This window comes from Pseudomonas sp. B33.4, from assembly GCF_034555375.1.
Lineage (GTDB): Bacteria > Pseudomonadota > Gammaproteobacteria > Pseudomonadales > Pseudomonadaceae > Aquipseudomonas.
The window spans coordinates 1,908,564-1,935,507 of sequence record NZ_CP140706.1 but is presented as its reverse complement, the minus strand read 5'-3'; the positions used below and the strand labels follow the sequence as shown (position 1 = coordinate 1,935,507).

General features: G+C 58.4%; 24 protein-coding genes. 20 read left to right on the top strand and 4 right to left on the bottom strand.

What is annotated here, in order from left to right:
• The first annotated feature begins 105 nt into the window (after positions 1-105).
• Both U6037_RS08665 and U6037_RS08660 read left to right on the top strand, forming a co-directional pair.
• On the top strand, positions 106-1,575 hold the full coding sequence (locus U6037_RS08665; RefSeq protein ID WP_322846437.1) for a hypothetical protein: 1,470 nt from the start codon (positions 106-108) through the stop codon (positions 1,573-1,575).
• Positions 1,576-1,617: 42 nt separating this feature from the next.
• The gene (locus U6037_RS08660; protein WP_322846436.1) at positions 1,618-3,648 is read left to right on the top strand and encodes a hypothetical protein; all 2,031 of its coding nucleotides are present in this window, start codon (positions 1,618-1,620) and stop codon (positions 3,646-3,648) included.
• A gap of 163 nt (positions 3,649-3,811) precedes the next feature.
• On the opposite strand, the gene uraH is transcribed toward U6037_RS08660, so the two are convergent.
• Complete coding sequence (uraH, locus tag U6037_RS08655; protein WP_008080901.1) at positions 3,812-4,165, bottom strand: hydroxyisourate hydrolase; 354 nt, start codon at positions 4,163-4,165, stop codon at positions 3,812-3,814.
• Positions 4,166-4,585: 420 nt separating this feature from the next.
• On the opposite strand from uraH, the gene puuE reads away from it, so the two are divergent.
• From puuE to U6037_RS08615, 8 genes are all read left to right on the top strand, one after another.
• The gene (puuE, locus tag U6037_RS08650; protein ID WP_034151757.1) at positions 4,586-5,512 is read left to right on the top strand and encodes an allantoinase PuuE; all 927 of its coding nucleotides are present in this window, start codon (positions 4,586-4,588) and stop codon (positions 5,510-5,512) included.
• Positions 5,509-6,024 carry a 2-oxo-4-hydroxy-4-carboxy-5-ureidoimidazoline decarboxylase gene (uraD, locus tag U6037_RS08645; protein WP_093441657.1) on the top strand — a complete coding sequence of 172 codons (516 nt, stop codon included), beginning with the start codon at positions 5,509-5,511 and terminating at the stop codon, positions 6,022-6,024. The genes puuE and uraD overlap by 4 nt, the downstream gene beginning before the upstream one ends.
• Before the next feature lie 87 nt (positions 6,025-6,111).
• The gene (gene alc / locus U6037_RS08640; RefSeq protein WP_322846435.1) at positions 6,112-7,107 is read left to right on the top strand and encodes an allantoicase; all 996 of its coding nucleotides are present in this window, start codon (positions 6,112-6,114) and stop codon (positions 7,105-7,107) included.
• A 120-nt stretch (positions 7,108-7,227) separates the two neighbouring features.
• Positions 7,228-7,731, top strand: a complete 504-nt coding sequence (locus U6037_RS08635) for an ureidoglycolate lyase (protein ID WP_322847296.1) — start codon at positions 7,228-7,230, stop codon at positions 7,729-7,731.
• A gap of 51 nt (positions 7,732-7,782) precedes the next feature.
• A complete protein-coding gene (locus U6037_RS08630; RefSeq protein WP_116032901.1) occupies positions 7,783-9,093 on the top strand; it encodes a urate hydroxylase PuuD in 1,311 nt (436 codons plus the stop codon).
• 166 nt (positions 9,094-9,259) lie between these two features.
• Positions 9,260-10,618 carry a nucleobase:cation symporter-2 family protein gene (locus tag U6037_RS08625; protein ID WP_322846434.1) on the top strand — a complete coding sequence of 453 codons (1,359 nt, stop codon included), beginning with the start codon at positions 9,260-9,262 and terminating at the stop codon, positions 10,616-10,618.
• Positions 10,619-10,781: 163 nt separating this feature from the next.
• Positions 10,782-11,567, top strand: a complete 786-nt coding sequence (locus tag U6037_RS08620; RefSeq protein WP_016982869.1) for an outer membrane protein OmpK — start codon at positions 10,782-10,784, stop codon at positions 11,565-11,567.
• 374 nt (positions 11,568-11,941) lie between these two features.
• The gene (locus tag U6037_RS08615; protein WP_322846433.1) at positions 11,942-12,727 is read left to right on the top strand and encodes an outer membrane protein OmpK; all 786 of its coding nucleotides are present in this window, start codon (positions 11,942-11,944) and stop codon (positions 12,725-12,727) included.
• Between the two features lie 90 nt (positions 12,728-12,817).
• Here the strand turns inward: U6037_RS08615 and U6037_RS08610 are convergent, their stop codons facing one another.
• Together U6037_RS08610 and U6037_RS08605 are read right to left on the bottom strand one after the other, a co-directional pair.
• On the bottom strand, positions 12,818-13,990 hold the full coding sequence (locus U6037_RS08610) for a patatin-like phospholipase family protein (RefSeq protein ID WP_322846432.1): 1,173 nt from the start codon (positions 13,988-13,990) through the stop codon (positions 12,818-12,820).
• Between the two features lie 35 nt (positions 13,991-14,025).
• Positions 14,026-14,958 carry a lipid A biosynthesis lauroyl acyltransferase gene (locus U6037_RS08605; protein WP_322846431.1) on the bottom strand — a complete coding sequence of 311 codons (933 nt, stop codon included), beginning with the start codon at positions 14,956-14,958 and terminating at the stop codon, positions 14,026-14,028.
• A 117-nt stretch (positions 14,959-15,075) separates the two neighbouring features.
• On the opposite strand from U6037_RS08605, the gene minC reads away from it, so the two are divergent.
• From minC to U6037_RS08565, 8 genes are all read left to right on the top strand, one after another.
• Complete coding sequence (minC, locus tag U6037_RS08600) at positions 15,076-15,813, top strand: septum site-determining protein MinC (protein ID WP_026000431.1); 738 nt, start codon at positions 15,076-15,078, stop codon at positions 15,811-15,813.
• A 169-nt stretch (positions 15,814-15,982) separates the two neighbouring features.
• The gene (gene minD, locus U6037_RS08595; protein ID WP_007913953.1) at positions 15,983-16,795 is read left to right on the top strand and encodes a septum site-determining protein MinD; all 813 of its coding nucleotides are present in this window, start codon (positions 15,983-15,985) and stop codon (positions 16,793-16,795) included.
• A complete protein-coding gene (gene minE / locus U6037_RS08590; RefSeq protein ID WP_003223146.1) occupies positions 16,795-17,049 on the top strand; it encodes a cell division topological specificity factor MinE in 255 nt (84 codons plus the stop codon). Before minD ends, minE begins: the two co-directional genes overlap by 1 nt.
• A 91-nt stretch (positions 17,050-17,140) precedes the next feature.
• Complete coding sequence (locus U6037_RS08585) at positions 17,141-17,776, top strand: RluA family pseudouridine synthase (RefSeq protein ID WP_322846430.1); 636 nt, start codon at positions 17,141-17,143, stop codon at positions 17,774-17,776.
• Positions 17,777-17,955: 179 nt separating this feature from the next.
• Positions 17,956-19,245 carry a M18 family aminopeptidase gene (locus U6037_RS08580; protein ID WP_007919200.1) on the top strand — a complete coding sequence of 430 codons (1,290 nt, stop codon included), beginning with the start codon at positions 17,956-17,958 and terminating at the stop codon, positions 19,243-19,245.
• Positions 19,246-19,411: 166 nt separating this feature from the next.
• Positions 19,412-19,588, top strand: a complete 177-nt coding sequence (locus U6037_RS08575; RefSeq protein ID WP_322846429.1) for a hypothetical protein — start codon at positions 19,412-19,414, stop codon at positions 19,586-19,588.
• Positions 19,589-19,665: 77 nt separating this feature from the next.
• Positions 19,666-21,819 carry a mechanosensitive ion channel family protein gene (locus tag U6037_RS08570; protein ID WP_322846428.1) on the top strand — a complete coding sequence of 718 codons (2,154 nt, stop codon included), beginning with the start codon at positions 19,666-19,668 and terminating at the stop codon, positions 21,817-21,819.
• A 64-nt stretch (positions 21,820-21,883) separates the two neighbouring features.
• A complete protein-coding gene (locus U6037_RS08565; RefSeq protein ID WP_322846427.1) occupies positions 21,884-23,218 on the top strand; it encodes an amidohydrolase in 1,335 nt (444 codons plus the stop codon).
• A gap of 604 nt (positions 23,219-23,822) precedes the next feature.
• On the opposite strand, the gene U6037_RS08560 is transcribed toward U6037_RS08565, so the two are convergent.
• Positions 23,823-24,536 carry a UTRA domain-containing protein gene (locus U6037_RS08560; protein ID WP_064121017.1) on the bottom strand — a complete coding sequence of 238 codons (714 nt, stop codon included), beginning with the start codon at positions 24,534-24,536 and terminating at the stop codon, positions 23,823-23,825.
• A 350-nt stretch (positions 24,537-24,886) separates the two neighbouring features.
• Here U6037_RS08560 and U6037_RS08555 point away from each other — a divergent pair, with 350 nt between their 5' ends.
• Both U6037_RS08555 and U6037_RS08550 read left to right on the top strand, forming a co-directional pair.
• Complete coding sequence (locus tag U6037_RS08555) at positions 24,887-25,954, top strand: ABC transporter substrate-binding protein (protein ID WP_007916337.1); 1,068 nt, start codon at positions 24,887-24,889, stop codon at positions 25,952-25,954.
• A 180-nt stretch (positions 25,955-26,134) separates the two neighbouring features.
• Positions 26,135-26,941, top strand: coding sequence for an alkaline phosphatase family protein (locus U6037_RS08550; protein ID WP_322846426.1), 807 nt, complete (start codon positions 26,135-26,137; stop codon positions 26,939-26,941).
• Positions 26,942-26,944 lie beyond the last annotated feature (3 nt).

Here is a 26,944-nt window from a genome sequence, read left to right as displayed (position 1 = left end):
GCGAACTTCGATCAACCACAACAACTATAAAGTTCAACGGCGGTCTGGGTTGATTTTGCGACCCTCTTAGCGAAAAAAATTCACCCTTTGAACAAGGAAGTTCACGTGTCCACGACCCTGTCTGTTGAAAACCCGACGACATCTGTTGATGCCATTGAAATATCCGACATTGGTACTCATGCCAATCAACGCACGGCCTCGACGATTGATTTTGGGTCCGATATCGATAACAACCTGGAAAACGCCAAGCCAGAGAGCAAGCGGCGCAAACCGGGCCAACTGAAAATGCTCGATGACCTGTACGGACCGTTTAAAATCGGTCCTTATACTGTGACTCGCCGAGGGCTTGACGCGCTGGGGGCGACCATTGCCGGGCAACCGCTGACCGGCCACAACACTAACTTTAGAACACCCAGGCGATCTTTCTTGAACGCCTTGCAACTCAGCTACAGCGAAATCGAGAAACGCATGAAAGCATCGACTTTCGGCGATGATTATTTGCTGCCTTCCCTGCTCTTCGAAATGTCGACAGTACGCCCCCTGTCTGCCCCTCCGCTACTTAGAGAAGAGGCGGTAGCGCCACTCGATGAAGGTGGCTACCGCAAAAAAATGACGCAGCTTTTGAGTTCGGCACAGAGGCTGGATCTGCGCTTGGGCTACTCATCAAAAAAGAGCAATCCGAGCTGGCTCGCGATCAAAAGCTATTCCACGGTCGGTGCAAGCGTCGGCATCCAGTCATTCGGCATACTGATGGGCATTCGCGGGGTTTACGACGCCGTCAAAAAGGATGACACGGATGAAATCATCTTCAACAGCATTGGTATCGGCACCGAGTTAGGGTCGATTGCTGTCGACATCACGATCACAAAGATGGGCCAACGCATGATTGAAGCCGCCAACGGTGCGATGAAGGATTTCGTCAAAACCAGTGCCGGGATCAAACTCAGTCGTTCAGGCGGACTGATCGGAGGCGCACTGACCCTGCCCTTCGATATTTACAGTGCTGTCAGAGAGTTCAGCGCAGCCAGCAATAAAACCGGCAAAGAAGCGATGGACCACTTTGTCAGCGGCGGCTTGAACATTGCCAGTGCCGCCATGACCGTCATCCTGGGGGCTGCCGCCTTGGCCGGTTTCTCGCTTGCAGGCCCGGTCGGTCTGGCAGCGGGAGCGATCATGGCCATCGGCTCGCAAATCTACGGGGCCGTGCGTATGGTCGATGACATCGACGATTACATCGAACTCACCCTCGAAGAGCGTTGGCGCACCGGTTGGTTTTCGTTCGTTTTTTTCCTCGATATCGATCAGAACATCAAGAACCGCTACGCACTCGCCAGGGCCAGGATCGAAACGGCTAAACAACTACAGGCGAGCGCCAGAAAAATACTCGACGAGACGCACAAGGACAGCGCCGAAGCGGTGGTACACGGTCGCTATGAAGACAGGCTCAATAAGCGGAGGGAACGCGTAACGCACTGGTCGGGCCTGGAAACAACGCCCATCGTCTACGTTCCGGAAGTGGTCGCACTTGACGACACGCTTGACGCTCGAGACGGCGTGACGGCAGATACCCCCTGAGCAGTGCTTGGCACACCGGGCGAAAACAAAGGCGTGTTATGGATGATCGGCGATGGTAACGATTCGATTGTCGGCGTTCAGAAAAAACCGAACTCGTTCTATTTCGGCAGCGGAACAAAAGACCTGACCGGTGGAGAAAAGGACGACAGGTTCATTGCCCAATATGCTGCCGGCCTGATCGAAGGCTTTTACGAGAAGACTGAACTTTCCAGACTGAAAGGCGGTGCAGGCAGCGATACGTTAGTCATGGATGGCAAACAGATTTTTCGCGCCCAGGGTCGCAAATACAGCATCGATCTAGCGGCTGGTACGCTGGAAATTCTCTCTGTGGAACCCTCTTACTCCGAAACGGAGTACGTCCATAAGACACAGTTGGAAAGCATCGAAAACGTTTACACCCTGGTTGGCGGATCAAGCATTGTTACAGGCAATCAAGACTCGAACGTCATCATGGCAAGGGGCAGCGATACGATCAGCGCCGGTGCCGGTGACGACACCCTTTATCTGTTAAAGAACAACACAAAGGCGTCTGGTGAATCCGGGAAGGATTTCTATCATGTAGCACTGCCGGACGGCTGGGTCTCCATTACCGAAGATGGCGCTGACGAGAGCCATATTTCGCTGGGTTGGCGAATGGACCAAATCCTAAGCTGGAAAGTAGTACGCAACGCCCTTGAAATCACATTGGAGTTCGACTTCCATTGGGGTCGGAAGAGTACGATTTTCATCCAGCATGTTTATAAAAAAACCGACAATCACCGGCAACTTATCAACAACAAGTTAACCTTCACCACCCGAGATGGCTTTCACTTGAGGGCTGACTTGCCAGAGGTATTTGAGCATGATGAGCCTGCTGATATAAAAGCTGAAATCATCAAACACGGGCACCCTGAAAAAACCATCATCCTCCACAACGCCATTTGCAAAGTCCCTTCGAATCAGAACAGCCACTATTATGTCCAGCGTTTCAACAAGCACACGCAATTCATTACCGGGGGCAACCCGGACTCTTTTTTCGGTACTCGACTATTTCTCGACTTCGACAGCTCCGAACTGACGAGCGCTCAGGTGGCTTTCGCTACAAGTCCGTCTATCGCAACCAACAAATCGGCAAAAAAAGACAAAATCAATGTTTCCTGCGATTTTCTGTTTTACTTTGGTGAGCATCTTTTGCAAATCGTCGGATACGGTCAACACCTGGAAACAACCCTTGAAGCTGCGCTGAAGAAAATCAGAGGCAACCATTCGACCCATGGCTATATGCTGGTGTACAGAGACGGCAAGTCCCACACCCTGATCCTTGAAGAGGAGTACGCCAAGCCTCCAGCAGGGTATAAACACCGTACCGACAAAAACACCCTGACCAGCCATGAACTTCGTTTTCCGCTACGAATTAATCACAAGGCAACTTTTGAAGTCCCCGACTCTCGCGCACTGCAACTGGATCATGTCTCGTCTTGCTGCAATATCTTGCCCGTTGCCGAACAAACTGCGATTGATAACATCGAAGGCGCGGGGGCAACCTATCTTGTTCATCTGCGAGAAAACCGTGTCTTGCGCCTCTCCACCCCCGGCGGACTGGAAAACGCGTCGCACCGATTGAACAACTCTTCCACGTGGGAACTTGACGCGAGCAGACTCGGCTCATTCAAAGTCGTCCTTGCGGGAAGCCGGTTGTACATCGGTACCGTCACGATTCATTTACCCGAATACGGGCCAGAAGACCTTGTTGATCAAATTTTCGTCATCGGACCCAAAGGTGTCGTTCACACCGTTGATCTGACCTTTGAAAATGTTCGTACGGACAGTCTGGACGCCCGCTACTTCACCCCTCCCACTGGCGCAGACCTGGCCAAGGAATTCGTCCCCTTCGCGCGCCTGCAACTCCTGGTGAGAAATGCCGTCATGAAGGATGGCTGCAAGGGGACGTTGCGATACAGCCTGGCAAACCGCAAGTGGATGCTTGCGGAAAAAGGCAGTGCGCGAGAGGTCAGTGACTCAGAGTTGCAAGTGTTGGGTCGTTGCAAGCACCAAGTGCCCGGTATGCACAGTGTTTCATTGCCTGACAATTAACAGACAGCCGAACACTGTTCACTGCGCTCCGAATCTTCCTGGAGCGCCGCGCCTGTAGATCGTCATAAAACGCTGAAATAAAAAAAGCCCGCAGTGTGAGCGGGCGAAAGACCAAAGAAGCTATATGCGCAGTCGCTTCCCGGTGGGGGCAGCTGCTTGGGGGTCAGCTGCCCCGGTACGTGGAATAGCTGTACGGCGAAATCAGCAATGGCACGTGGTAGTGATCCTGTTCGGCAGAGATGCCGAAGCGCAGCACAACCACGTCCAGAAATGCCGGCTCCGGCAACTGCACGCCACGAGCGCGGTAGTAATCGCCCGCGTGGAACTGAACCTGATAAACGCCGGTACGATAATCATCGCCTTGCAGCAGCGGCGCATCGACCCGGCCATCGCTGTTGGTTACAGCACTGGCGACCAATTCCAGTTGAGAACCTTCAACGCGGTACAGCTCGACCTTGATCGAACTGCCCGGGCAACCGTGTGCAGCGTCCAAAACGTGTGTTGTCAAACGTCCCATTGATTCTGCGCGCCTGCCTGCGTGGAGCAGTCAGACTTCGCGCCTCCCGAAGTCAGTTGAAAAGGAGACCGCACCGATTCGGAGCACGAAAAGCTGCGGCGAGCGATTGATTAAGACACTTTTAAAAAAAATTGTACACAATAAAAACGACATTTTTCACATCACCCCCGCCATTCGGGGGTTTCCTGCGGATAAGCCAGCAATACGCCTATTCATTGAACCTCCTATCCATTAGCTGACTGGTCAGGCAGGTTTCTTGCAGGCTCAGGCCAATAGCAGTAAAAGATGACAGTCGGTGAAAAATGCGAAAATTCAGGCTTACAAATTGCGAATAAAGTTGTATACAATCAGCCCATCGCTGTGACGCCAGCCTGCCAGGCCGCCACACCCATCTGTCAACGAATAAGAAGGAAGACTGCAGTGAGCGCTGACTACCCACGCGACCTGATCGGTTACGGCAGTAACCCTCCTCACCCACACTGGCCGGGCAATGCCCGCATCGCCCTGTCCTTCGTACTCAATTACGAAGAAGGCGGCGAGCGCAACATTCTGCACGGCGACAAAGAATCCGAAGCATTCCTGTCCGAAATGGTTGCCGCTCAGCCGTTGCAAGGCGCGCGCAACATGAGCATGGAATCGCTTTACGAGTATGGCAGCCGCGCCGGCGTCTGGCGGATCCTGAAACTGTTCAAGGAATTCGACATTCCGCTGACCATCTTCGCCGTTGCGATGGCCGCGCAGCGCCACCCGGATGTGATCCGCGCGATGGTCGATGCCGGCCACGAGATCTGCAGCCACGGCTACCGCTGGATCGACTACCAGTACATGGACGAAGCGCAGGAACGCGAGCACATGCTCGAAGCGATCCGCATCCTCACCGAAATCACCGGCGAGCGCCCACTGGGCTGGTACACCGGCCGCACCGGCCCGAACACCCGTCGTCTGGTCATGGAAGAAGGTGGTTTCCTCTACGACTGCGACACCTACGACGACGACCTGCCCTACTGGGAACCGAACAACCCGACCGGCAAGCCGCATCTGGTGATCCCGTACACCCTCGACACCAACGACATGCGCTTCACCCAAGTGCAGGGTTTCAACAAGGGTGACGATTTCTTCGAATACCTCAAAGACGCGTTCGACGTGCTCTACGCCGAAGGCGCCGAAGCACCGAAGATGCTCTCGATCGGTCTGCACTGCCGCCTGATCGGCCGTCCGGGTCGCATCGCTTCGCTCAAACGCTTTATCGAATACGCCAAAAGTCATGAACAGGTGTGGTTCAGCCGTCGCGTCGACATCGCGCGTCACTGGCACGAAACCCAGCCGTACCAAGGGGCCGCCAAATGAGCCGCTTTCAAACCCTGCAACCGTCGACCCTGAGCCGCGACGCTTTCGTCAACGCTTTCGCCGACATCTACGAACATTCGCCATGGGTGGCCGAAAAGGCCTACGACCTGGGCGTGGACGCTTCGATCGACGAGATCGAAACCCTGCACCAGCGCATGAGCGACATCCTGTTGAGCGCCGATCACGCCAGTCAACTGGCACTGATCAACGCTCACCCGGACCTGGCCGGCAAAGCGGCCGTCCAGGGCCAACTGACCGAAGCCAGCACCAATGAACAAGCTGGCGCCGGTATTCACCAATGCACGGCCGAAGAGTTCCAGCGCTTCACCGAGCTGAACGACGCCTACAAAGCCAAGTTCAAGTTTCCCTTCATCATGGCGGTAAAAGGCAGCAACCGGCATCAGATCCTCGCGGCGTTCGAAACGCGCATTCACAATTCGCAAGACACCGAATTCAAATGCGCGCTGGCGGAGATCAACAAGATCGCCCTGTTCCGTTTACTGACTCTTTAGCAAGCCTGACCCGAGTACATCAAACGCGGAGAGTACCCAGGGTCTTGCAAGCATCCCCAGCCACTTATTTAAAGGCAGACAAGAAGAATGAAAGCTTACGCCGTACCTTTCGAAAAATTCGTCAACCTGGCCGATGCCCGCTTGGGCACCAAAATCATCTCGGTCACCGATGACTGGTTCGCAGACGCCAACCGTCTGTTCCAACCGACCCCGGCCGTATGGAAGGAGGGCGTGTTCGATGACAACGGCAAGTGGATGGACGGCTGGGAATCGCGCCGCAAGCGCTTCGAAGGCTTCGACAGCGCAGTGATCCGTCTGGGCGTACCGGGCTCGATCAAAGGCGTGGACATCGACACTTCATTCTTCACCGGCAACTTCCCGCCATCGGCTTCTCTGGAAGCCTGCTTCCTGGCCTCGGGCGAGCCTGATGAAAACACTCAGTGGACTGAAGTGCTGTCGGCCGTCGAGCTGCAGGGCAACAGCCACCACTACCATGAAATCAGCAACGTCCAAGCGTTCAGCCACCTGCGCTTCAACATCTACCCGGACGGCGGTGTAGCCCGTCTGCGCGTGTACGGCATTCCGTTCCGCGACTGGTCGGCGGTTGGCGACAACGAGCAAGTCGATTTGGCAGCAGCACTGAATGGTGGCCGCGCCCTCGCCTGCTCCGACGAACACTTCGGCCGCATGAGCAACATCCTCAACCCGGGCCGTGGCATCAACATGGGCGACGGCTGGGAAACTGCACGTCGTCGCACGCCCGGCAATGACTGGGTGATCGTCGCGCTGGGTCACCCGGGCGAGATCGAGAAGATCGTCGTCGACACCCTGCACTTCAAAGGCAACTACCCGGACACTTGCTCGATTCAGGGCGCATTCGTGAAAGGCGGTACTGACAGCCAGATCGAAACCCAGTCGCTGTTCTGGCGTGAACTGCTGCCAAGCCAGAAGCTGGAAATGCACGCCGAACACACCTTCGTCGAGCAGATCAAAGCGCTGGGCCCGATCACCCACATCCGCCTGAACGTGTTCCCGGATGGTGGTGTGAGTCGCCTGCGTGTATTGGGCAAGGTCGCTAAATAAGCCGTGAGGCCATTCGCGAGCAGGCTCGCTCCCACAGGAGACTGCATTCCAAATGTGGGAGCGAGCCTGCTCGCGAAAGCAATAGAACCAACAACACAGAATTCGGACAAGAAGAACAGCATGCGCACACTAACGATTGAACCGCTGACCAAAGAAGCCTTCGCCCCTTTCGGTGACGTGATCGAAACCGACGGCAGCGATCACTTCATGATCAACAACGGTTCGACCATGCGCTTCCATAAACTGGCGACGGTCGAAACCGCTCAGCCTGAGGACAACGCGATCATCAGCATTTTCCGCGCCGACGCGCAGGACATGCCGCTGACCGTTTGCATGCTGGAACGCCATCCGCTGGGCAGCCAGGCTTTCATACCGCTGCTCGGCAACCCCTTTCTGATCGTGGTCGCGCCAATTGGCGATAAACCTGTATCAGGCTTGGTCCGCGCCTTCGTCACCAACGGCAGGCAGGGCATTAATTACCATCGCGGCGTCTGGCACCACCCGGTGCTGACGATCGAAAAGCGGGATGACTTCCTGGTGGTTGATCGCAGTGGCACAGGCAATAACTGCGATGAGCATTTTTTCAAAGAGGATGAGCGTTTGATCCTCGCCCCCCACCAATAAGAGAAGGTCTGATCACTCGACAACAAGAGTGACAGGCGAGAGGTAAAGACTGTGGAAGCACATCTGTTGGAATGGCTGAACCTGAGCGTGCGCTGGGTTCACATGATTACTGGCGTGGCCTGGATCGGTGCGTCGTTCTACTTCGTCTGGCTGGAGAACAACCTCAACCGCGTCAACCCGAAAACCGGTCTGGCCGGTGACCTGTGGGCGATCCACGGTGGCGGTATCTATCACCTGGAAAAATACAAACTGGCCCCGCCCGCAATGCCGGAGAACCTGCACTGGTTCAAATGGGAAGCCTACTTCACCTGGATGTCGGGTATCGCGCTGCTGTGCGTGGTGTTCTACTCCAATCCAACGCTGTACCTGCTGGCTCCGGGCAGCACACTGAGCGGCCCTGAAGGCGTGGCCATCGGTATCGGCTCGCTGTTTATCGGCTGGTTCATCTACTCCTTCCTCTGTGATTCGGCCCTGGGCAAACGCCCTGCTCTGCTCGGCTTCATTCTGTTCGTGCTGATCATCGGTGCGGCGTATGGCTTCAGCAAAGTGTTCAGCGGTCGTGGTGCGTACCTGCACGTCGGCGCGATTATCGGCACCATCATGGTCGGTAACGTGTTCCGCATCATCATGCCGGCGCAACGGGCACTGGTGGCGGCGATTGCCGAGAACCGCACGCCGGATCCGGCACTGCCGGCCAAAGGCTTGCTGCGTTCGCGTCACAACAACTACTTCACCCTGCCGGTGCTGTTCATCATGATCAGCAACCACTTCCCGAGCACCTATGGCAGCCAGTACAACTGGTTGATCCTCGCCGGGATCGCCGTGTTGGCGGTGTTGGTGCGTCACTACTTCAACACCCGTCACGACAGCCACAAGTTTGCCTGGACTCTGCCAGTGGCAGCGGTGGGCATGATCACTCTGGCCTACGTCACCGGCCCAACGCCGATGTCGACCGCGCCGGAAGTGGCCAAGGCGCCAGCAAAAATCGAGTACCAACCGCTGCCGGAAACGGCACTGGGTGGTGGCGCGAAACCCGCTGAAGCGGCACCGGCAGCCCCTGCCGAACCTGCAGCAGCACCGGCACAGGCGTCGAATGCTGGCCCGGGTTTCGACAAAGTGCACACCGTGATTCAAGAACGTTGCGCAGTTTGCCACTCGGCCAAGCCAACCAGCCCGTTGTTCAGCGCAGCGCCCGCGGGTGTGATGTTCGACACCCCTGAGCAAATTCGCCAGAACGCGGCGCGCATCCAGGCGCAAGCCATTACCACGCAGATCATGCCACTGGGCAACATCACTCAGATGACCCAGCAGGAACGTGACCTGATCGGTGCATGGATCGCCCAGGGAGCGCAGACCAACTAAGCAACAAAGCTTCGCGAGCAGGCTCGCTCCCACAGAGATCGCGCATTTCCTGTGGGAGCGAGCCTGCTCGCGAATCGCCGCAACGCGGTTTTACCTGATGCAAAGAAACAGCTGTGAGCAACCCAACAGCTGTTAATCACAAGAATAAAAAGATCCGAGGTGTTGCATGTCCGAGCTGTCCAAAGCGCGCATCCCCGACGCACCCGCCATTCAGCGATTGCCCCTTTTGCAACTGATCCTGGTCGGTTTGCAACATGTTCTGCTGATGTACGGTGGCGCCATCGCGGTGCCGCTGATCATTGGACAGGCCGCTGGCCTGAGTCGTGAAGAAATTGCCTTCCTGATCAACGCCGACCTGCTGGTCGCCGGTGTCGCCACCATCGTGCAATCCATGGGCATCGGCCCGATGGGCATTCGCATGCCGGTGATGATGGGCGCCAGTTTCGCTGCGGTCGGCAGCATGGTCGCCATGGCCGGCATGCCCGGTATCGGCCTGCAAGGCATCTTCGGTGCAACGATCGCCGCCGGTTTCTTCGGCATGCTCATCGCGCCGTTCATGTCCAAGGTTGTGCGCTTCTTCCCGCCGCTGGTGACCGGCACGGTCATCACCTCGATCGGTTTGTCGCTGTTCCCCGTGGCCGTGAATTGGGCTGGCGGCGGCGTCGATGCCGCGCAATTCGGCTCACCGATTTATCTGGCCATCGCCGCACTGGTGTTGGGCACTATTCTGCTGGTCCACCGCTTCATGCGCGGTTTCTGGGTCAACATTTCCGTACTGATCGGCATGTGCTTCGGCTACATCCTGTGCGGCGCGATCGGCATGGTCGACCTGAGCGGCATGGCCAACGCGCCATGGATTCAGTTCGTCACCCCGCTGCATTTCGGCATGCCAAAGTTCGAACTCGCGCCGATCCTGTCGATGTGTCTGGTGGTGGTGATCATCTTTGTTGAATCCACCGGGATGTTCCTCGCGCTGGGCAAGATCACCGGCCAGGAAGTCTGCCCGCGCATGCTGCGTCGCGGCTTGCTGTGTGATGCCGGCGCCTCGTTCGTGGCCGGTTTCTTCAACACGTTTACCCACTCCTCGTTCGCCCAGAACATCGGCCTGGTGCAGATGACCGGCGTGCGTTGCCGCTCGGTGACCATCGTTGCCGGTGGCTTGCTGATCGTCCTGAGCCTGTTGCCGAAAGCGGCATTCCTGGTGGCGTCGATTCCACCGGCGGTACTCGGCGGTGCAGCGATTGCGATGTTCGGCATGGTTGCCGCGACCGGCATCAAGATTCTCCAGGAAGCCGACATCGGTGACCGTCGCAACCAGTTGCTGGTCGCGGTGAGCATCGGCATGGGCCTGATCCCGGTGGTGCGTCCGGAGTTCTTCGCGCATCTGCCGTTGTGGATGAGCCCGATTACCCACAGTGGTATCGCCATGGCCACGCTCAGCGCGCTGACGCTGAACCTGCTGTTCAACATTCTTGGCGGTAAAGAGCGCGCAGCGATCAACGACTGTCACGCGCACCAGCACTGACAGCAACACCGATGCCCCCCTGTAGGAGTGAGCCTGCTCGCGATAGCGTTTTTTCAGTCAACTGATGTGTTGAATGTCACACCGCGATCGCGAGCAGGCTCACTCCTACAAAGGGCAAAAAAAGCTCTGCGCCTCAAACAATAAAAACAAGAGGGAGCAACAGATGATTCGCACGCAAACCAACGTTCTGTTGAGTGGCGGCCTGTTGGCCGCGAGTCAGGCCATGGCCGGCGATCTACTGCTGTGGCAGACCAACAGCCTCAGCTATCTGTACGGCAAGAATTTCGCGATCAACCCGTCGATCCAGCAGACGCTGACCTTCGAGCACGCCGACAAGTGGAAGTACGGCGACAACTTCCTGTTCGTCGACAAGATCTTCTACAACGGCAAAGAAGACGCGAACAAAGGCCCCCACGCCTTCTACGGCGAATTCACCCCGCGCTTCTCGTTTGGCAAGATCTTCGACCAGAAGCTCGAGTTCGGCCCGATCAAAGACGTGCTGCTGGCGATGACTTACGAGTACGGCGAAGGCGACAGCGAGGCCTACCTGATCGGCCCCGGCTTCGACCTCAAGGTGCCCGGTTTCAATTACGTCACCCTGAACATCTTCCGCCGCCAGACCGAAGGCCCGCGCCCCGGCGACGGCGTCTGGCAGATCACTCCCGGCTGGTCCTACAGCTTTCCTTTAGGCAATTCCGATGTGCTGATCGACGGCTACCTCGATTGGGTGGTCGACAACGACGAGAACTCGCGCGGCACCTACCACGCCAACCTGCACATCAATCCGCAGATCAAATATGACTTGGGCAAAGCCTTGGGCTGGAGTCACAAGCAACTGTATGTCGGCACCGAATACAGCTATTGGAAAAACAAATACGGAGTCGAAAACACCCACAACTTCGACACCAATCAGAACACCGCCAGCCTGCTGGTAAAGGTGCATTTCTAAGATGGCCCGCAACCGTGCCCCATGCCTGTCGTCGGTGCTCTGTTGCGGGGCACTTGAGAGCTGGCCGTTGAGTCAGTATTCTCCGCGGCCTCTTGAATTCGGTCTAAAAAAAAGCCCGGATTTAATTCCTGACCGAAAAGCCAACTTATCCCGGCCCCGGTCAGTACCGAGGCATCCCGAAAACACACTCAATCGACTGTTTTTCAGCAGCCGAGCGGGTGTTTTTTTGCTTTTCGAAAGCCTTGGCTCGGCTCTTGCTAACAGCAACGAAGCTGACCGATCGGATGACTTTTGCAGCAACGAAAAAAGGCGCCACACCAGAGCGCCGATCTTAAAAAAAATAAACGTGGAACACCTACTTTGGGAGCAACCGAATGAAACGTATGTGCACCAGCCTGATGCTCGCGGGATCGATGTTGGCCGGCGGCCAAGCCATGGCCGAAGGCCTGCTACAGTGGCAGAACAACAGCCTGACCTACCTTTATGGCAAGGACTTCCAGGTCAACCCGCGCATCCAGCAGACCGTCACCTTCGAGCACGCCGACGCGTGGACTTATGGGGATAACTTCTTTTTCTTCGACAAGATCTTCTACAACGGTGGCAAGGACTTCAGCAACGGTCCGAACACCTACTACGGTGAGTTCAGCCCGCGCATCTCGCTGGGCAAAGTGCTCGACCAGAAGATCGAGTTCGGCCCGATCAAAGACGTCCTGGTGGCGATGACTTACGAGTTCGGCGAAGGTGACACCGAGTCGTACCTGATCGGTCCAGGCTTCGACCTGGCGATCCCGGGCTTCGACTACTTCCAGTTGAACTTCTACCAGCGTCACACCCAAGGTGCTCGCGCCGGTGACAATGTCTGGCAGATCACTCCGGTCTGGTCCTACACCATCCCGGTCGGCAAGTCGGACATCCTGATCGACGGCTTCATGGACTGGGTCACCGACAACGACTCCAACTCCAAAGGCGATTACCACGCCAACCTGCACTTCAACCCACAGATCAAATATGACTTGGGCAAGGCGCTGAGTTTTGGCGAGAAGCAGTTGTATGTCGGTGTGGAATACGACTACTGGAAAGACAAGTACGGCATCGACGACACCGGTGCGTTCAAGACCAATCAGAGCACCACGAGCTTCCTGGTGAAGTTCCACTTCTGATTCTAAGAGCTTCGCGAGCAGGCTCGCTCCCACATTCGGCCAAGTTCCAATGTGGGAGCGAGCCTGCTCGCGAAGGCCTCCCCGCAGATTTCAGGCCCGGACCACCGCCTCGGATATGCCCAAAAATCGGCAAAGCTCCTCGCGCTTGGCCAACGCATCCCTGCGCCCCAGATCAATCAACTCGCTGCAATACCCCGCCTCGAACAGCAGATAACTCAACACCCCTGCCCCACTCGTCTTGGTCGCACCCGGCCCACGCAGAAACAAACGCAACGCCGCCGGCAATTCCTGACGATGCCGCGCTGCAATTTCATCGATCGGCTGACTCGGCGAAATCACCAGCACCTCCACCGGCGCCACTCCTAACTCACGGGTCGGCGTTCCGGCAGGCATCAAGTGGCTGAACTGGTTGAGACGCTGCAGCAACTCGATGTCGCTTTCCAGGCTGTCAATAAACGTGCTGTTGAGCATGTGCCCGCCGATCTGCGCGAGTGTCGGCTGCTGCCCCGTGTAAGCGCGCTCCAGCGGCTGCTGCGGATCAATGCCGCGCGGGTTGCCGCTGACACCGACCACCAGCACCCGACTGGCGCCCAGGTGCAACGCCGGACTGATCGGCGCTGATTGCCGCACCGCACCGTCGCCAAAATATTCATCGCCGATTTTCACCGGCGCGAACAGCAACGGAATCGCCGAGCTGGCCAGCAAGTGATCCACCGACAGTTGCGTCGGCACACCAATGCGCCGATGACGCAGCCATGAATCGATCGTGCCGCCGCCCTGATAGAACGTCACCGCTTGCCCCGACTCATAGCCGAACGCGGTCACCGCCACCGCATGCAATTGCTTGCGTGCAATCGATTCGGCGATGCCGGGCATGTGCAGTTTTTCATTGAGCAGATCGCGCAGCGGCGAACTGTTGAGCAGCGCCACCGGCAATTGTCGCCCCACGCCGAGCAAGCTGTGGCTGACAAAGCGGCTGGCCTGACGGATAACCCCGGGCCAGTCACTGCGCAGCACGCGATGGCTGCGAAAGCCCTGCCAGAACAAGGTGAGACGTTCGATGGCGGCGCGAAAGTCCGTAGCGCCACTGGCGAGGCTGACCGCGTTGATCGCCCCGGCCGAGGTGCCGACGATCACCGGAAACGGATTGTCCGCGCCCAACGGCAGCAATTCGGCAATCGCCGCCAGCACCCCCACCTGATACGCCGCCCGAGCCCCGCCGCCGGAAAGAATCAAACCTGTGACCGGTTCAGCTGGGCTCATCGCAACACTCCATGGTGCTTGAAAGGATGGGTGAATCAACCGCGTTTGGCGTACAGCTTCGGCTCGCCCGGTGGGCGACTCTTGAAGCGACGGTGCGCCCACAGATACTGCTCGGGGCAGGCACGCAAGGCGCTCTCGACCCACTGATTGATGCGGATGCAGTCGGCCTCTTCGGTTTCGCCGGGGAAATCTTCCAGCGGCGGGTGAATCACCAAGCGATAACCGCTGCCGTCGGCCAGACGTTCTTGGGTAAACGGCACCACCAACGCCTTGCCGAGACGGGCGAATTTGGTCGTCGCCGTCACGGTCGCCGCCTGAATGCCGAACAACGGCACAAAGATGCTCTGCTTGGCGCCATAATCCTGATCCGGTGCGTACCAGATCGCACGACCGGAACGCAGCAACTTGAGCATGCCACGCACGTCGTCACGCTCCACCGCCAGCGAGTCAAGGTTGTGCCGCTCACGGCCCTGGCGTTGAACGAAGTCGAACAGCGGATTTTTGTGTTCGCGGTACATGCCGTCGATGGTGTGCTGCTGACCGAGCAACGCCGCGCCGATTTCCAGCGTGGTGAAATGCGCCGCCATCAGAATCACGCCTTTGCCTTCGCGCCGGGCCTTTTGCAAATGCTCCAGGCCTTCAACGTGGGCCAGCTTGGCCAGACGTTCACGCGACCACCACCAGCTCATGGCCATTTCAAAAAAGGCGATGCCGGTGGAGGCGAAGTTTTCTTTGAGCAGACGTTTGCGCTCGGCGGCGGATTTTTCCGGGAAGCACAGCTCAAGATTGCGCTTGGCAATGCGCCGCCGGTCGCCGGCCACGCGATACATCAAGGCGCCCAAAACTCGACCGATGGTCAGCAAGGCCGGGTACGGCAACTGAACGATCAGCCACAGAAGCCCCAGACCGCACCAGAGCGGCCAGAAGCGTGGCGATAAAAATGCTTTTCGAAAACGCGGGCGATCCATTAAAGCTTCCGTAAATACAGTGGCCGCGCATTCTACATCGTTCGACCCGGCTTGCGGCCCGCGGGCGTTCTCGTTATAAGTCTCGGCACTTTTAGTGACAAGCCGTTGTATGCCGACATGAGCCAAACCGAACCGTTAGACCAAGATCCCGTATTCCAGCTCAAGGGCAGCATGCTGGCCATTACTGTGCTGGAACTGGCCCGTAACGACCTCGAAAGCCTCGATCGGCAATTGGCCGCCAAAGTCGCCCAGGCGCCGAACTTCTTCAGCAACGCGCCGCTGGTTCTGGCGCTGGACAAACTGCCGCCGAGCGAAGGTGCCGTCGATCTGCCGGGGCTGATGCGCGTCTGCCGTCAACATGGCCTGCGCACCCTGGCGATTCGCGCCAGCCGCATCGAAGACATCGCCGCCGCCATCGCCATCGACATTCCGGTGTTGCCGCCGTCGGGCGCCCGTGAGCGACCGCTGGAAACGCCGGAAGCCGAAGTCAAAAAGAAGCCGGAAAAGCCACCTGAGCCCACCGTCAAACCGACCCGTGTCATCACCACGCCAGTACGTGGTGGCCAACAGATATACGCCCAGGGTGGCGATCTGGTCGTGGTGTCTTCGGTCAGTCCGGGGGCGGAACTTCTCGCCGATGGCAACATCCATGTATACGGCCCGATGCGCGGTCGGGCGCTGGCCGGCGTGAAGGGTGATACCAAGGCACGGATTTTCTGTCAGCAATTGAGCGCTGAACTGATCTCCATCGCCGGTCATTACAAGGTTTCCGAAGATTTGCGCCGCGACCCTATGTGGGGCTCAGGCGTACAGGTCAGCCTGTCGGGCGACGTGTTGAACATCATTCGGCTTTAACGGATACTGCCGCATTTTCCAAGCATCTCTAAAACGTAGCGAAAACGGCTCAAACGAAGTAGGAAAAAGGCTCAACGCCGAATTCCAGCCAAGGCTGTCCGACTGCAGTAGTTTTCAAGAGATGTTTTTCAGGGGCTAAAAAGTCCTTCTTCCTTAGGGGTGAAACACCTTGGCCAAGATTCTCGTGGTTACATCCGGCAAGGGTGGTGTGGGTAAGACCACCACCAGCGCCGCTATCGGTACCGGCCTCGCTCTGCGCGGCCACAAAACAGTGATCGTCGACTTCGACGTGGGCTTGCGTAACCTTGACCTGATCATGGGTTGCGAGCGCCGCGTGGTGTATGACTTCGTCAACGTGGTCAACGGCGAAGCCAACCTGCAACAGGCATTGATCAAAGACAAGCGTCTGGAAAACCTCTACGTACTGGCCGCCAGTCAGACCCGCGACAAAGACGCGCTGACTGTCGAAGGCGTGGAAAAAGTGCTGATGGAGCTCAAGGAACAATTCGAGTTCGTCGTCTGCGACTCCCCGGCCGGCATCGAGAAAGGTGCACACCTGGCCATGTACTTCGCTGACGAAGCGATCGTCGTGACCAACCCGGAAGTGTCTTCGGTACGAGATTCGGACCGCATGCTCGGCCTGCTGGCGAGCAAATCGCGTCGCGCCGAACGTGGCGAAGACCCGATCAAGGAACACTTGCTGATCACTCGCTACCATCCAGAGCGTGTTGAAAAGGGCGAGATGCTTGGCGTTGAAGACGTCAAGGAAATCCTCTCGGTCACCCTGCTCGGCGTGATCCCGGAATCCCAGGCGGTGCTTAAAGCCTCCAACCAGGGCGTCCCGGTGATTCTCGACGACCAGAGCGATGCCGGTCAGGCTTACAGCGATACCGTCGACCGTTTGCTGGGCAAAGAAAAAGCCCACCGTTTCCTCGATGTCGAGAAGAAGGGATTCTTCGAGCGCCTGTTTGGAGGTAGGTAATGAACCTTTTTGACTTCTTTCGTGCCAACAAAAAGCCAAGTACCGCCTCGGTAGCGAAAGAGCGTCTACAGATCATCGTGGCGCATGAGCGCGGCCAGCGCAGCACGCCGGATTACTTGCCTGCCTTGCAGAAGGAACTGGTCGACGTGATCCGCAAGTACGTCAACATCGGCAACGACGACGTACATGTTGCACTGGAAAGCCAAGGCAGTTGCTCGATTCTGGAACTCAACATCACCCTGCCTGATCGCTGAGTCGATCCGGCAGGTACGACGGCGGTTCAGGGTCATTCCCTCGTTGGAATGATCCTGAACCGCCGTTGGCATTTGTTACGAGGCTGTTTTAATGCCGCTGTCCAACATCCGCATCATCCATCAGGACGCCGCCGTGCTGGTGGTCGACAAACCGACGCTGCTGCTCTCGGTGCCCGGTCGCGCTGACGACAACAAGGACTGCCTGATTACCCGTTTGCAGGAAAACGGCTACCCGGAAGCGCGCATCGTCCATCGTCTGGACTGGGAAACCTCCGGCATCATTTTGCTTGCACGTGACGCCGACACGCACCGCGAACTGTCGCGGCAGTTTCACGACCGCGAAACCGAAAAGGCCTACACCGCGTTGGCCTGGGGTCAGCCGGAACTGGACAGCGGCAGCATCGATTTACCGCTGCGTTACGACCCGCCGACCAAACCACGCCACATGGTCGACCATGAATTCGGCAAACACGCGCTGACCTTCTGGCGCGTGCTGGAGCGTTGTGGCGACTGGTGTCGCGTTGAGCTGACACCGATCACTGGTCGTTCGCACCAGTTGCGCGTGCACATGCTGTCGATCGGGCATCCGCTGCTCGGCGACGGGCTCTACGCCCACGAACAGGCGCTGGCAGCATGGCCACGCCTGTGCCTGCACGCGAGCATGCTCAGCTTCACCCATCCGCAAACCGGCGAACGCCTGCGCTTCGAGTGCCCGGCCCCATTCTGACAGACCACACTGCCCCCCTGTGGGAGCGAGCCTGCTCGCGAAAGCGGTATCACATTCAGCATTGATGTTGACTGATCAATCGCTTTCGCGAGCAGGCTCGCTCCCACAGGGGATCCGGTGCAGATTCAATTCCCCGGCCGATGCGTTAAACTCCCGCCCATTGCTGTCTGGAGTTTCTTATGCGCGAAGAGTTGAACCAAGGCCTGATCGACTTTCTCAAGGCCTCCCCTACCCCGTTCCACGCCACCGCCAGTCTGGTGCAGCGTCTGGAGGCCGCCGGTTTCGTGCGCCTCGACGAGCGCGAGCCATGGACCACCGAGCCGAACGGCCGCTATTACGTCACCCGTAACGACTCCTCGATCGTCGCGATCAAAATGGGCCGCACCTCACCCCTGCACGGCGGAATCCGCCTGGTCGGCGCGCACACCGACAGCCCGTGCCTGCGGGTCAAACCACAGCCGGAACTGCAGCGTCAGGGCTTCTGGCAACTGGGCGTTGAAGTCTACGGCGGTGCCCTCCTGGCACCGTGGTTCGACCGTGATCTGTCGCTGGCCGGCCGCGTGACTTTCCGCCGCGACGGCAAGGTCGAAAGCCAGTTGATCGACTTCAAGGCACCGATCGCCATCATTCCCAACCTGGCCATTCACCTCAACCGTGAAGCCAATCAAGGCTGGGCGATCAATGCGCAGACCGAACTGCCGCCAATCCTCGCGCAATTTGCCGGTGACGAGCGCGTCGACTTCCGCGCCGTGCTCACCGATCAACTGGCCCGCGAACACGGCTTGAACGCCGACGTCGTGCTCGATTACGAGTTGAGTTTCTACGACACGCAAAGCGCTGCTGTGATTGGCCTGAACGGTGACTTCATCGCTGGCGCGCGCCTCGACAACCTGTTGTCGTGCTACGCCGGCCTGCAAGCCTTGCTCACCGCCGAAACCGACGAAACCTGCGTGCTGGTGTGCAACGACCACGAAGAAGTCGGCTCCTGCTCGGCCTGCGGCGCCGATGGCCCGATGCTCGAACAGACCTTGCGCCGTCTGCTGCCGGAAGGTGACGAATTCGTCCGCACCATCCAGAAATCCCTGCTGGTCTCGGCCGACAACGCCCACGGCGTGCACCCCAACTACGCAGAAAAGCACGACGCCAACCACGGCCCGAAACTCAATGCCGGCCCGGTGATCAAGGTCAACAGCAACCAGCGCTACGCCACCAACAGCGAAACCGCTGGGTTCTTCCGCCATCTGTGCATGGCCGAAGAAGTGCCAGTGCAAAGTTTCGTGGTGCGCAGCGATATGGGCTGTGGCTCGACCATCGGCCCGATCACCGCCAGCCACCTCGGTGTGCGTACTGTCGATATCGGCCTGCCGACTTTCGCCATGCACTCGATCCGCGAACTGTGCGGCAGCCACGACCTGGCGCATCTGGTCAAAGTGCTGAGCGCGTTCTACGCCTGCCGCGAGTTGCCGTAACAACGCGGGACCACCAGGTCCCTGTAGGAGCTGCCGAAGGCTGCGATCTTTTGATTCTGTTTTTAAGATCAAAAGATCGCAGCCTTCGGCAGCTCCTACTCAGATCAACACCGGTCGGCAGAAATCGACCTAGACTTACATCACTCATTTCGACAAGGCAGTCTCCATGATCACGATGTCTTCCTTTCACGCCATGCTCGTGCCGATCCTCACCGGGATGATCCTGCTGGCCATCGGCTTCAACTTCCGTGACAAGAACGCCGGCGTGTTCGCCATGTGGATCGGCATGCTCACGATCCTCGCCACCGTGGTCTACAAGATCCTCGCCAAACTCAACGAATAAATCCGCGCCCGGCTCGCATTGCTTTAGTGGGCCTCGTACACTCCAGCGAATCCGCCCCTTGCGAGGTTGACCGCCTAGTGTTCGCTCGTCTTTTTGCTTTGCCCAGTCTGTTTCTCGTCTGCCTGATGACGCTGCTGCCGCTGGCGCCCGCCCACGCGGTCGGTTTGCCTGGTCTGCTCAACACCAACAAAGCGCAGCCCGAAGCTCAGGAACCGCTCGGCCAGTCCCTCGACGAAGTCATCAAGTCGCTGGAAAACGACAAGCAACGCGCACAGTTGCTGACCGACCTGAAGAAGCTGCGCGACGCCACCAAAAAGGCTCAGGCCAGCCCCGAAGAAGGCGTGCTCGGCCTGATCGGCGGGACCCTCGCCAATTTCGAAAAACAATTCACCGGCGCCGACAGTCCGCTCAACCGCTGGGGCAGTGAGTTCGATCTGGCCAAGGACGAACTGAGCGCGATGATGCTGCCGGCCAACGAGTGGCTGCCGATCATCTTCGGCTTCGCCATGATCCTCGCGGTGTGGAGCCTGCTCGCTGCCGCGCTGATCTGGCTCGGCCATCGGGTGCGCATGCGCTTCGGCCTCACCGAAGAACTGCCGCAACACCCCAAGGCCCTCGACATGCTGCGCTTTGCATTACGCAAGCTCGGGCCGTGGCTGATTGCTTTGGTGATGACCGTTTACATGAGCTACGCGCTGCCGTCGTCACTGGGTAAAAGCCTGGCGATGGTGCTGGCCTATGCGCTGGTGGTCGGCACCTGTTTCTCGGCGATCTGCGTGATCGCGTTTTCCCTGCTCGATGGCCCGCACCGCCATCGTGCGCTGTACATCCTGCGTCATCAGGCGTTCCGGCCGCTGTGGCTGATCGGCAGCTTCGCCGCGTTCGGTGAAGCGCTGAATGATCCGCGCCTGATCGAAAGCCTGGGCGTGCATCTGGCCCACACCGCCGCGACTATCGCCAACGTCCTCGCGGCATTGTCGACCGGTCTGTTCATCCTGCGTTTCCGTCGACCGATCGCGCATCTGATCCGCAACCAGCCGCTGTCCCGACGCCTGACCCGCCGCGCCCTCAGCGACACCATCGAAATCCTTGGCACCTTCTGGTACGTGCCGGCGCTGGTGCTGGTCGGTATCTCGCTGTTCGCCACCTTCGTTTCCGCCGGCGACACCAGCACCGCCTTGCGCCAGTCGCTGATCTGCACCGTATTGCTGGTGTTGTGCATGGTGATCAACGGCCTCGTGCGCCGTCATTCACTCAAACCGCAACGCGGGCCGAAACGCCATGCGCTCTACTCCGAACGTCTGAAAAGCTTCTTCTACACCCTCGCACACCTGGTGGTCTGGCTGGTCTTTATCGAACTCGGCCTGCGCGTCTGGGGCCAGTCGCTGATCGGTTTCGCCGAGGGTGAAGGGCATGACGTCAGCGTCAAACTGTTCAGTCTGATCGGCACGCTGATTTTCTCCTGGTTGATCTGGATCCTCGCCGACACCGCCGTGCACCACGCCCTCACCCGTTCTCGCAAAGGCCTGGCGAATGCCCGCGCACAAACGATGATGCCGCTGATCCGCAACGTGCTGTTCGTGGCGATTTTCATCATCGCGTTGATCGTCGCGCTGGCGAACATGGGCATGAACGTCACGCCACTGCTGGCCGGTGCCGGTGTGATCGGTCTGGCCATCGGTTTCGGTGCGCAGTCGCTGGTCGCTGACCTGATCACCGGCCTGTTCATCATCATCGAAGACTCGCTGGCCATCGATGACTACGTCGATGTCGGCGGCCACCTCGGCACCGTCGAAGGCCTGACCATCCGCACCGTACGCCTGCGCGACATCGACGGCATCGTCCACACCATCCCGTTCAGCGAAATCAAAAGCATCAAGAACTACTCGCGGGAATTCGGCTACGCAATCTTCCGCGTCGCGGTGCCGTACAACATGGAAATCGATGACGCGATCAAACTGATGCGCGAAGTCGGCCAGAAGATGCGTACCGATCCATTGCAGCGGCGCAACATCTGGTCACCACTGGAAATTCAGGGTGTCGAAAGTTTCGAATCCGGCAGCGCGATCCTGCGCGCGCGGTTCAAGACCGCGCCGATCAAACAATGGGAAGTTTCTCGAGCCTTCAACCTGTCGCTCAAACGCCACCTCGACGAAGCCGGACTCGATCTGGCAACGCCGCGCATGAGCGTGCAAGTGATCACTGCCGGTGGCGGTCAGCCGAAGGAATAGCACTCAGGCGCGCGGTTGCAGTCACAGGCAGGGAAGCCCGACAACAATAATCAAGGAGTAACCGATGCAACTGACGCGCATTGCCCAAGCCGTTCTACTCGGCCTGTTCGCCAGCCACGCCGGCGCCGCGACGCTGGAAAGCACCCGCACCACAATTGCCGAACAGGCGCAAAAGCTCGAACCGGAACTGCTGGAAACCCGCCGCGACATCCACGCTCATCCGGAGCTCGGCAACACGGAAAAACGCACCGCCGAGCTGGTCGCCAAACAACTCAAAGCCATGGGCCTGGAAGTGAAAACCGGCGTCGCCCGTACCGGCGTGGTCGCCATCCTCAAGGGTGGCTTGCCCGGCCCGACCGTGGCCTTGCGCGCCGACATGGACGCGCTGCCGGTCAAGGAAGTCGCCGACCTGCCGTTCGCCTCAAAAGCCAAAGGCACCTACCTCGACAAAGAAGTCGACGTCATGCACGCCTGCGGCCACGACGCCCACACCGCGATCCTGCTCAGCACGGCGAAAATTCTCTCAGGTATGCGCGACACATTACCCGGCACCGTGGTGTTCTACTTCCAGCCTGCCGAAGAAGGCCCAAGCGACTTCATCCCCGACGGCAAAAACACCTGGGGCGCAAAAATGATGGTCGAGGAAGGCGTGATGAAATCACCGAAACCCGACGCCGTCTTCGGCCTGCACGTCTGGGCCGGCGTCCCCGCCGGCCAGATCGCCTACCGCCCCGGCGCCACCCTCGCCAGCTCCGACGACCTGCGCATCAAAATCCTCGGCAAACAAACCCACGCCGGCCGCCCATGGGACGGCATCGACCCGATCACCGTCGGCGCACAAACCATCGTCGGCCTGCAGACTGTGGTCAGCCGCCGCACCGATATCTCTTCCTATCCGTCAGTCGTAAGCATTGGCACCATCAACGGCGGCACGCGCTACAACATCATTCCCGAATCCGTCGACATGACCGGAACGATCCGCTCCTACGACTATGGCATTCGCCAGAAACTGCATGCCGACGTCCGCCAGACCGTGGAAAAAATCGCCGAGAGTGGTGGCGCGAAAGCGGATGTCACCATCATCGAAAAATACGACCCGACCATCAACAACCCGGCGCTGACGGAAAAGATGCTGCCGACGCTGAAGTGGGCGGCGAAGGATGATGTGGTGAATGCACCGCTGGTGGGGGGCGCGGAAGACTTTTCGTTTTTTGCCAAGGAAGTGCCGGGGCTGTTTGTGTTTCTCGGCGTGACCCCGAGGGACCAGGACATGAGCAAGGCTGCGCCGAATCACAATCCGGGGTTCTTTGTGGATGAGTCGGCGTTGGTGGTCGGCGTGAGGACATTGGCGTCGCTGGCGACGGATTATTTGTATGCCAATGCGGGGGCAGGCAAATAGGGATGAGGTGACTGTGGGGGCGCTTTCGCGAGCAGGCTCGCTCCCACATTTGGATTGCGTGCAGCCTGTCAGAAACAGGTCGGCTGTCAGGCCGCCATCGCGAGCAGGCTCACTCCTACAAGGAATTGTGTACATCCGCAAGAAACAGGTCGGCTGTCAGGCCGCCATCGCTGGCAAGCCAGCTCCCACAAGGATTGAGCCCACCCGGTCAACCTAGTTCGCTTCGGCTTCTCACCACTCAACACAATGAGCGCAAGCTCGAGTACCGCTCTTGATCTTGCCGTGCTGGCCCCTTCGGCAGGCTGAGTGGAGGGATTGATCTGGGTGTGGGAGCGTAGCGACCGTTCGACGAAGTCGAACACATCGAGAGGAGGTGCAGCGAAGCAAACCGGAGGCGATGCGCCCGGATCGATCCCGTAACGAAGGAACCCCGAGCTCCAGCGAGCGGGCCGAACGCCGGGGCCCAGCCTTTTGCTTACTTTTCGGCGTCTGGAAAAGTGAGTCGCTGTAAGAGCGAAACCGCCAGCGGCAGCACCCGAAGCAACGGATATACACCTAAAACCCAAGAACCTGGTCGGCCCACAGGCCGCCAAGGCCAAAACGATCAAACCACATCAACCCCAACGTGAATCGCATCATGCCGCCAAAACTCCAGATCACAATCAATCAACCGCTCATGCTGATCATAATTAACCCGAGCAATCCGCAACCCCGGGCTCCCCACAGAAACCCGCAAAGCCGCCGCAGCATCCACAGACAGTGACGTAGGCACAATCTCAAACCGCACCCGCCCATAGTGCAAATCGTAATGCCGCGCATACAACTCGGTAATCGACTGATTCAAATCAAACTCGAGAATCCCCGGAAAAAACTGCGGATTCAAATAGTGCTCCACATACAACACCAACCGCCCATCAATGCGCCGTGACCGGCAAATCTGAATCACACTCGACAACGCAGGCAACTGCAACCACGCACACACCGCCGCCGACGCCGGCTGCAAACGTGCCGAAATCACCTCGGTCGACGGCACCCGCCCCTGCGCACTGACCATTGCGTGAAAGTGACTGCGCTGCATCAGGTTGTACGCCAGACGCGGCGGCGAAACGAACCAGCCCCGTCGCTCCTCGCGATAAATCTGCCCCTGCGCCTCCAGCTGCAACAACGCCTCACGCACGGTAATCCGCGTCGTACCGAACAACTCACTGAGCTTGCGCTCGGCCGGCAACTTGCTGCCCGCCGCCAGCAACCCGTGATCGAGTTGTTCCTGCAGCACTTGGCCAATCGCTGTCACCGCTTTTGTTGCCTCATCGCGCATCAACGTTACCTATCTGGACTAGACCAGCACTGTTTCAGGGCAAAATCGCACGGCAATCGAGCCGTTGCGTGATATTGCAAGCCTAGGCAGTGCAGATGACCGAGAGATGACAAAACTACCGAACGGTCGTCCTCATGACTTGCAATACATCGGCCAAATCCCTTGTCCGCCGGGGTTTGGGCATGGTCTACGCTTATCTGGCAACCGCTGATACCGAACAAACAAAAGACCTGCCGCAGGGCCGCCGACATCAAAGTGTCATCCAGCCCGCCTAAATTGGCTCAGGTATTGCTGACCTAGACCAACACACACCGCAATCGCAGCGTTGAACACGACCAAGGAGCTTCGGAATGAAACAGCTTTTCCTGGCAACACTGTTAGGCTCGACCATTGCAATGTGCACCTCCGCCATGGCGGCCGGCACCGATCTGAAAACCCTCGAAGCCGCTGCGAAAGCGGAAGGCGCCGTCAACAGCGTCGGCATGCCCGATGACTGGGCCAACTGGAAAGGCACTTGGGAAGACCTGGCCAAGACCTACGGCTTGAAGCACATCGACACCGACATGAGCTCGGCCCAGGAAATCGCCAAGTTTGCTGCCGAAAAAGACAATGCCACCGCCGACATCGGCGACGTCGGTGCCGCCTTCGGCCCGATCGCGGTCAAGCAAGGTGTGGTGCAGCCGTACAAGCCAAGCACCTGGGATCAAGTCCCGGACTGGGCGAAGGACAAGGACGGCAACTGGGCACTGGCCTACACCGGCACCATCGCGTTCATCGTCAACAAAAAGCTGCTGCACGGCTCCGAAGTACCGACCAAGTGGGCTGATCTCAAGGGTGGCAAATACAAGGTCTCCATCGGTGACGTGAGCACCGCTGCACAAGCGGCCAACGGTGTACTTGCTGCGGCACTGGCCAACGGTGGCGACGAGAAAAACATCAAGCCGGCGCTGCTGCTGTTCGCTGATATCGCCAAGCAAGGTCGCCTGTCGATGGCCAATCCGACCATCGCCACCATGGAAAAAGGCGAGATCGAAGTCGGCGTAGTCTGGGACTTCAACGGCCTCAGCTACAAAGCCAAGATGGCCAACCCGGATGACTACGTCGTGCTGATCCCATCCGACGGTTCGGTGATTTCCGGCTACACCACGATCATCAACAAGTACGCGAAAAACCCGAACGCCGCCAAGCTGACCCGCGAATACATCTTCAGCGACGCCGGCCAGACCAACCTCGCTCGTGGCAATGCGCGTCCGATCCGCGCCGAACACCTGCAACTGCCGGAAGACGTGAAAGCCAAACTGCTGCCGAACGAGCAGTACAAGAAGGTCACCCCGATCAAAGATGCCGATGCATGGGAAAAGACCTCCAAAGCCCTGCCACAGCAGTGGAACGAGGAAGTCATCGTCGAGATGAAATAAGCGGCTGATCACCACTTTTTGATCTGAAACAAATCTCCATGTAGGAGTGAGCCTGCTCGCGATAGCGGTCAAACTTTCAACGACAATGTTGACTGGATCACCGCTATCGCGAGCAGGCTCACTCCTACAAGGGATCCAGGTTGAATCTGAAATTTCCTGTTTCGCGGAGTTTTTGCCCCTATGAAGCACAACGTCATCCTTGTCGTGCTCGACGGCCTCAACTATGAAGTCGCGCGTCACGCCATGGGGCATCTGCAGGCTTATGTTGGCGCAGGACGCGCCGCGCTCTATCAACTGGAGTGCGAACTGCCGGCCCTGTCCCGCCCCCTCTATGAATGCATCCTCACCGGCGTGCCGCCGATCGACAGCGGCATCGTCCACAACAATGTTTCGCGCCTGTCCAACCAGCGCAGCATTTATCACTACGCCCGCGATGCCGGTTTGAAAACTGCAGCGGCGGCGTATCACTGGGTCAGCGAGTTGTACAACCGCTCACCGTTCGTAGCCGCGCGCGACCGGCACACCGACAATCTGTCGCTGCCGATCCAGCACGGGCATTTCTACTGGAGCGATCACTACCCGGATTCGCACCTGTTCGCCGACGCGGAAAACCTGCGCCTGCGCCACGATCCGGATTTCCTGCTGATCCATCCGATGAACATCGACGACGCCGGGCACAAACACGGCCTCGACTCTTCGCAATACCGCAACAGCGCGCGCTTCGCCGACATCATCCTCGCCGACTATCTGCAGAAATGGCTCGACGCTGGCTATCAGGTATTGGTGACCGCCGACCACGGCATGAACAACGATCGCTCGCACAACGGCCTGCTGCCGGAAGAGCGTCAGGTGCCGCTGTTTGTCCTCGGTGACGCGTTCAGCCTCGACGCTGACGCCGCACCGAAGCAGACCGAAATCTGCGGCACGGTCTGCGAACTGCTCGGCGTGCCCCATGACAAACCGGTGTGCCGGGAGTTGCTCAAGTGAACT

Bases quoted from the DNA above. Each gene is read 5' to 3' on its own strand.
- U6037_RS08605 (WP_322846431.1), bottom strand. From the start codon at position 14,958: ATGGATCGCCCGCGTTTTCGAAAAGCATTTTTATCGCCACGCTTCTGG.
- U6037_RS08560 (WP_064121017.1), bottom strand. From the start codon at position 24,536: ATGCGCGATGAGGCAACAAAAGCGGTGACAGCGATTGGCCAAGTGCTG.
- U6037_RS08580 (WP_007919200.1), top strand. From the start codon at position 17,956: ATGCGCGAAGAGTTGAACCAAGGCCTGATCGACTTTCTCAAGGCCTCC.
- U6037_RS08615 (WP_322846433.1), top strand. From the start codon at position 11,942: ATGAAACGTATGTGCACCAGCCTGATGCTCGCGGGATCGATGTTGGCC.
- U6037_RS08660 (WP_322846436.1), top strand. From the start codon at position 1,618: ATGATCGGCGATGGTAACGATTCGATTGTCGGCGTTCAGAAAAAACCG.
- U6037_RS08550 (WP_322846426.1), top strand. From the start codon at position 26,135: ATGAAGCACAACGTCATCCTTGTCGTGCTCGACGGCCTCAACTATGAA.
- uraD (WP_093441657.1), top strand. From the start codon at position 5,509: ATGAGCCGCTTTCAAACCCTGCAACCGTCGACCCTGAGCCGCGACGCT.
- U6037_RS08620 (WP_016982869.1), top strand. From the start codon at position 10,782: ATGATTCGCACGCAAACCAACGTTCTGTTGAGTGGCGGCCTGTTGGCC.
- alc (WP_322846435.1), top strand. From the start codon at position 6,112: ATGAAAGCTTACGCCGTACCTTTCGAAAAATTCGTCAACCTGGCCGAT.
- U6037_RS08555 (WP_007916337.1), top strand. From the start codon at position 24,887: ATGAAACAGCTTTTCCTGGCAACACTGTTAGGCTCGACCATTGCAATG.
- uraH (WP_008080901.1), bottom strand. From the start codon at position 4,165: ATGGGACGTTTGACAACACACGTTTTGGACGCTGCACACGGTTGCCCG.
- U6037_RS08575 (WP_322846429.1), top strand. From the start codon at position 19,412: ATGATCACGATGTCTTCCTTTCACGCCATGCTCGTGCCGATCCTCACC.
- U6037_RS08635 (WP_322847296.1), top strand. From the start codon at position 7,228: ATGCGCACACTAACGATTGAACCGCTGACCAAAGAAGCCTTCGCCCCT.
- U6037_RS08610 (WP_322846432.1), bottom strand. From the start codon at position 13,990: ATGAGCCCAGCTGAACCGGTCACAGGTTTGATTCTTTCCGGCGGCGGG.
- U6037_RS08565 (WP_322846427.1), top strand. From the start codon at position 21,884: ATGCAACTGACGCGCATTGCCCAAGCCGTTCTACTCGGCCTGTTCGCC.
- minE (WP_003223146.1), top strand. From the start codon at position 16,795: ATGAACCTTTTTGACTTCTTTCGTGCCAACAAAAAGCCAAGTACCGCC.
- minC (WP_026000431.1), top strand. From the start codon at position 15,076: ATGAGCCAAACCGAACCGTTAGACCAAGATCCCGTATTCCAGCTCAAG.
- U6037_RS08625 (WP_322846434.1), top strand. From the start codon at position 9,260: ATGTCCGAGCTGTCCAAAGCGCGCATCCCCGACGCACCCGCCATTCAG.
- U6037_RS08585 (WP_322846430.1), top strand. From the start codon at position 17,141: ATGCCGCTGTCCAACATCCGCATCATCCATCAGGACGCCGCCGTGCTG.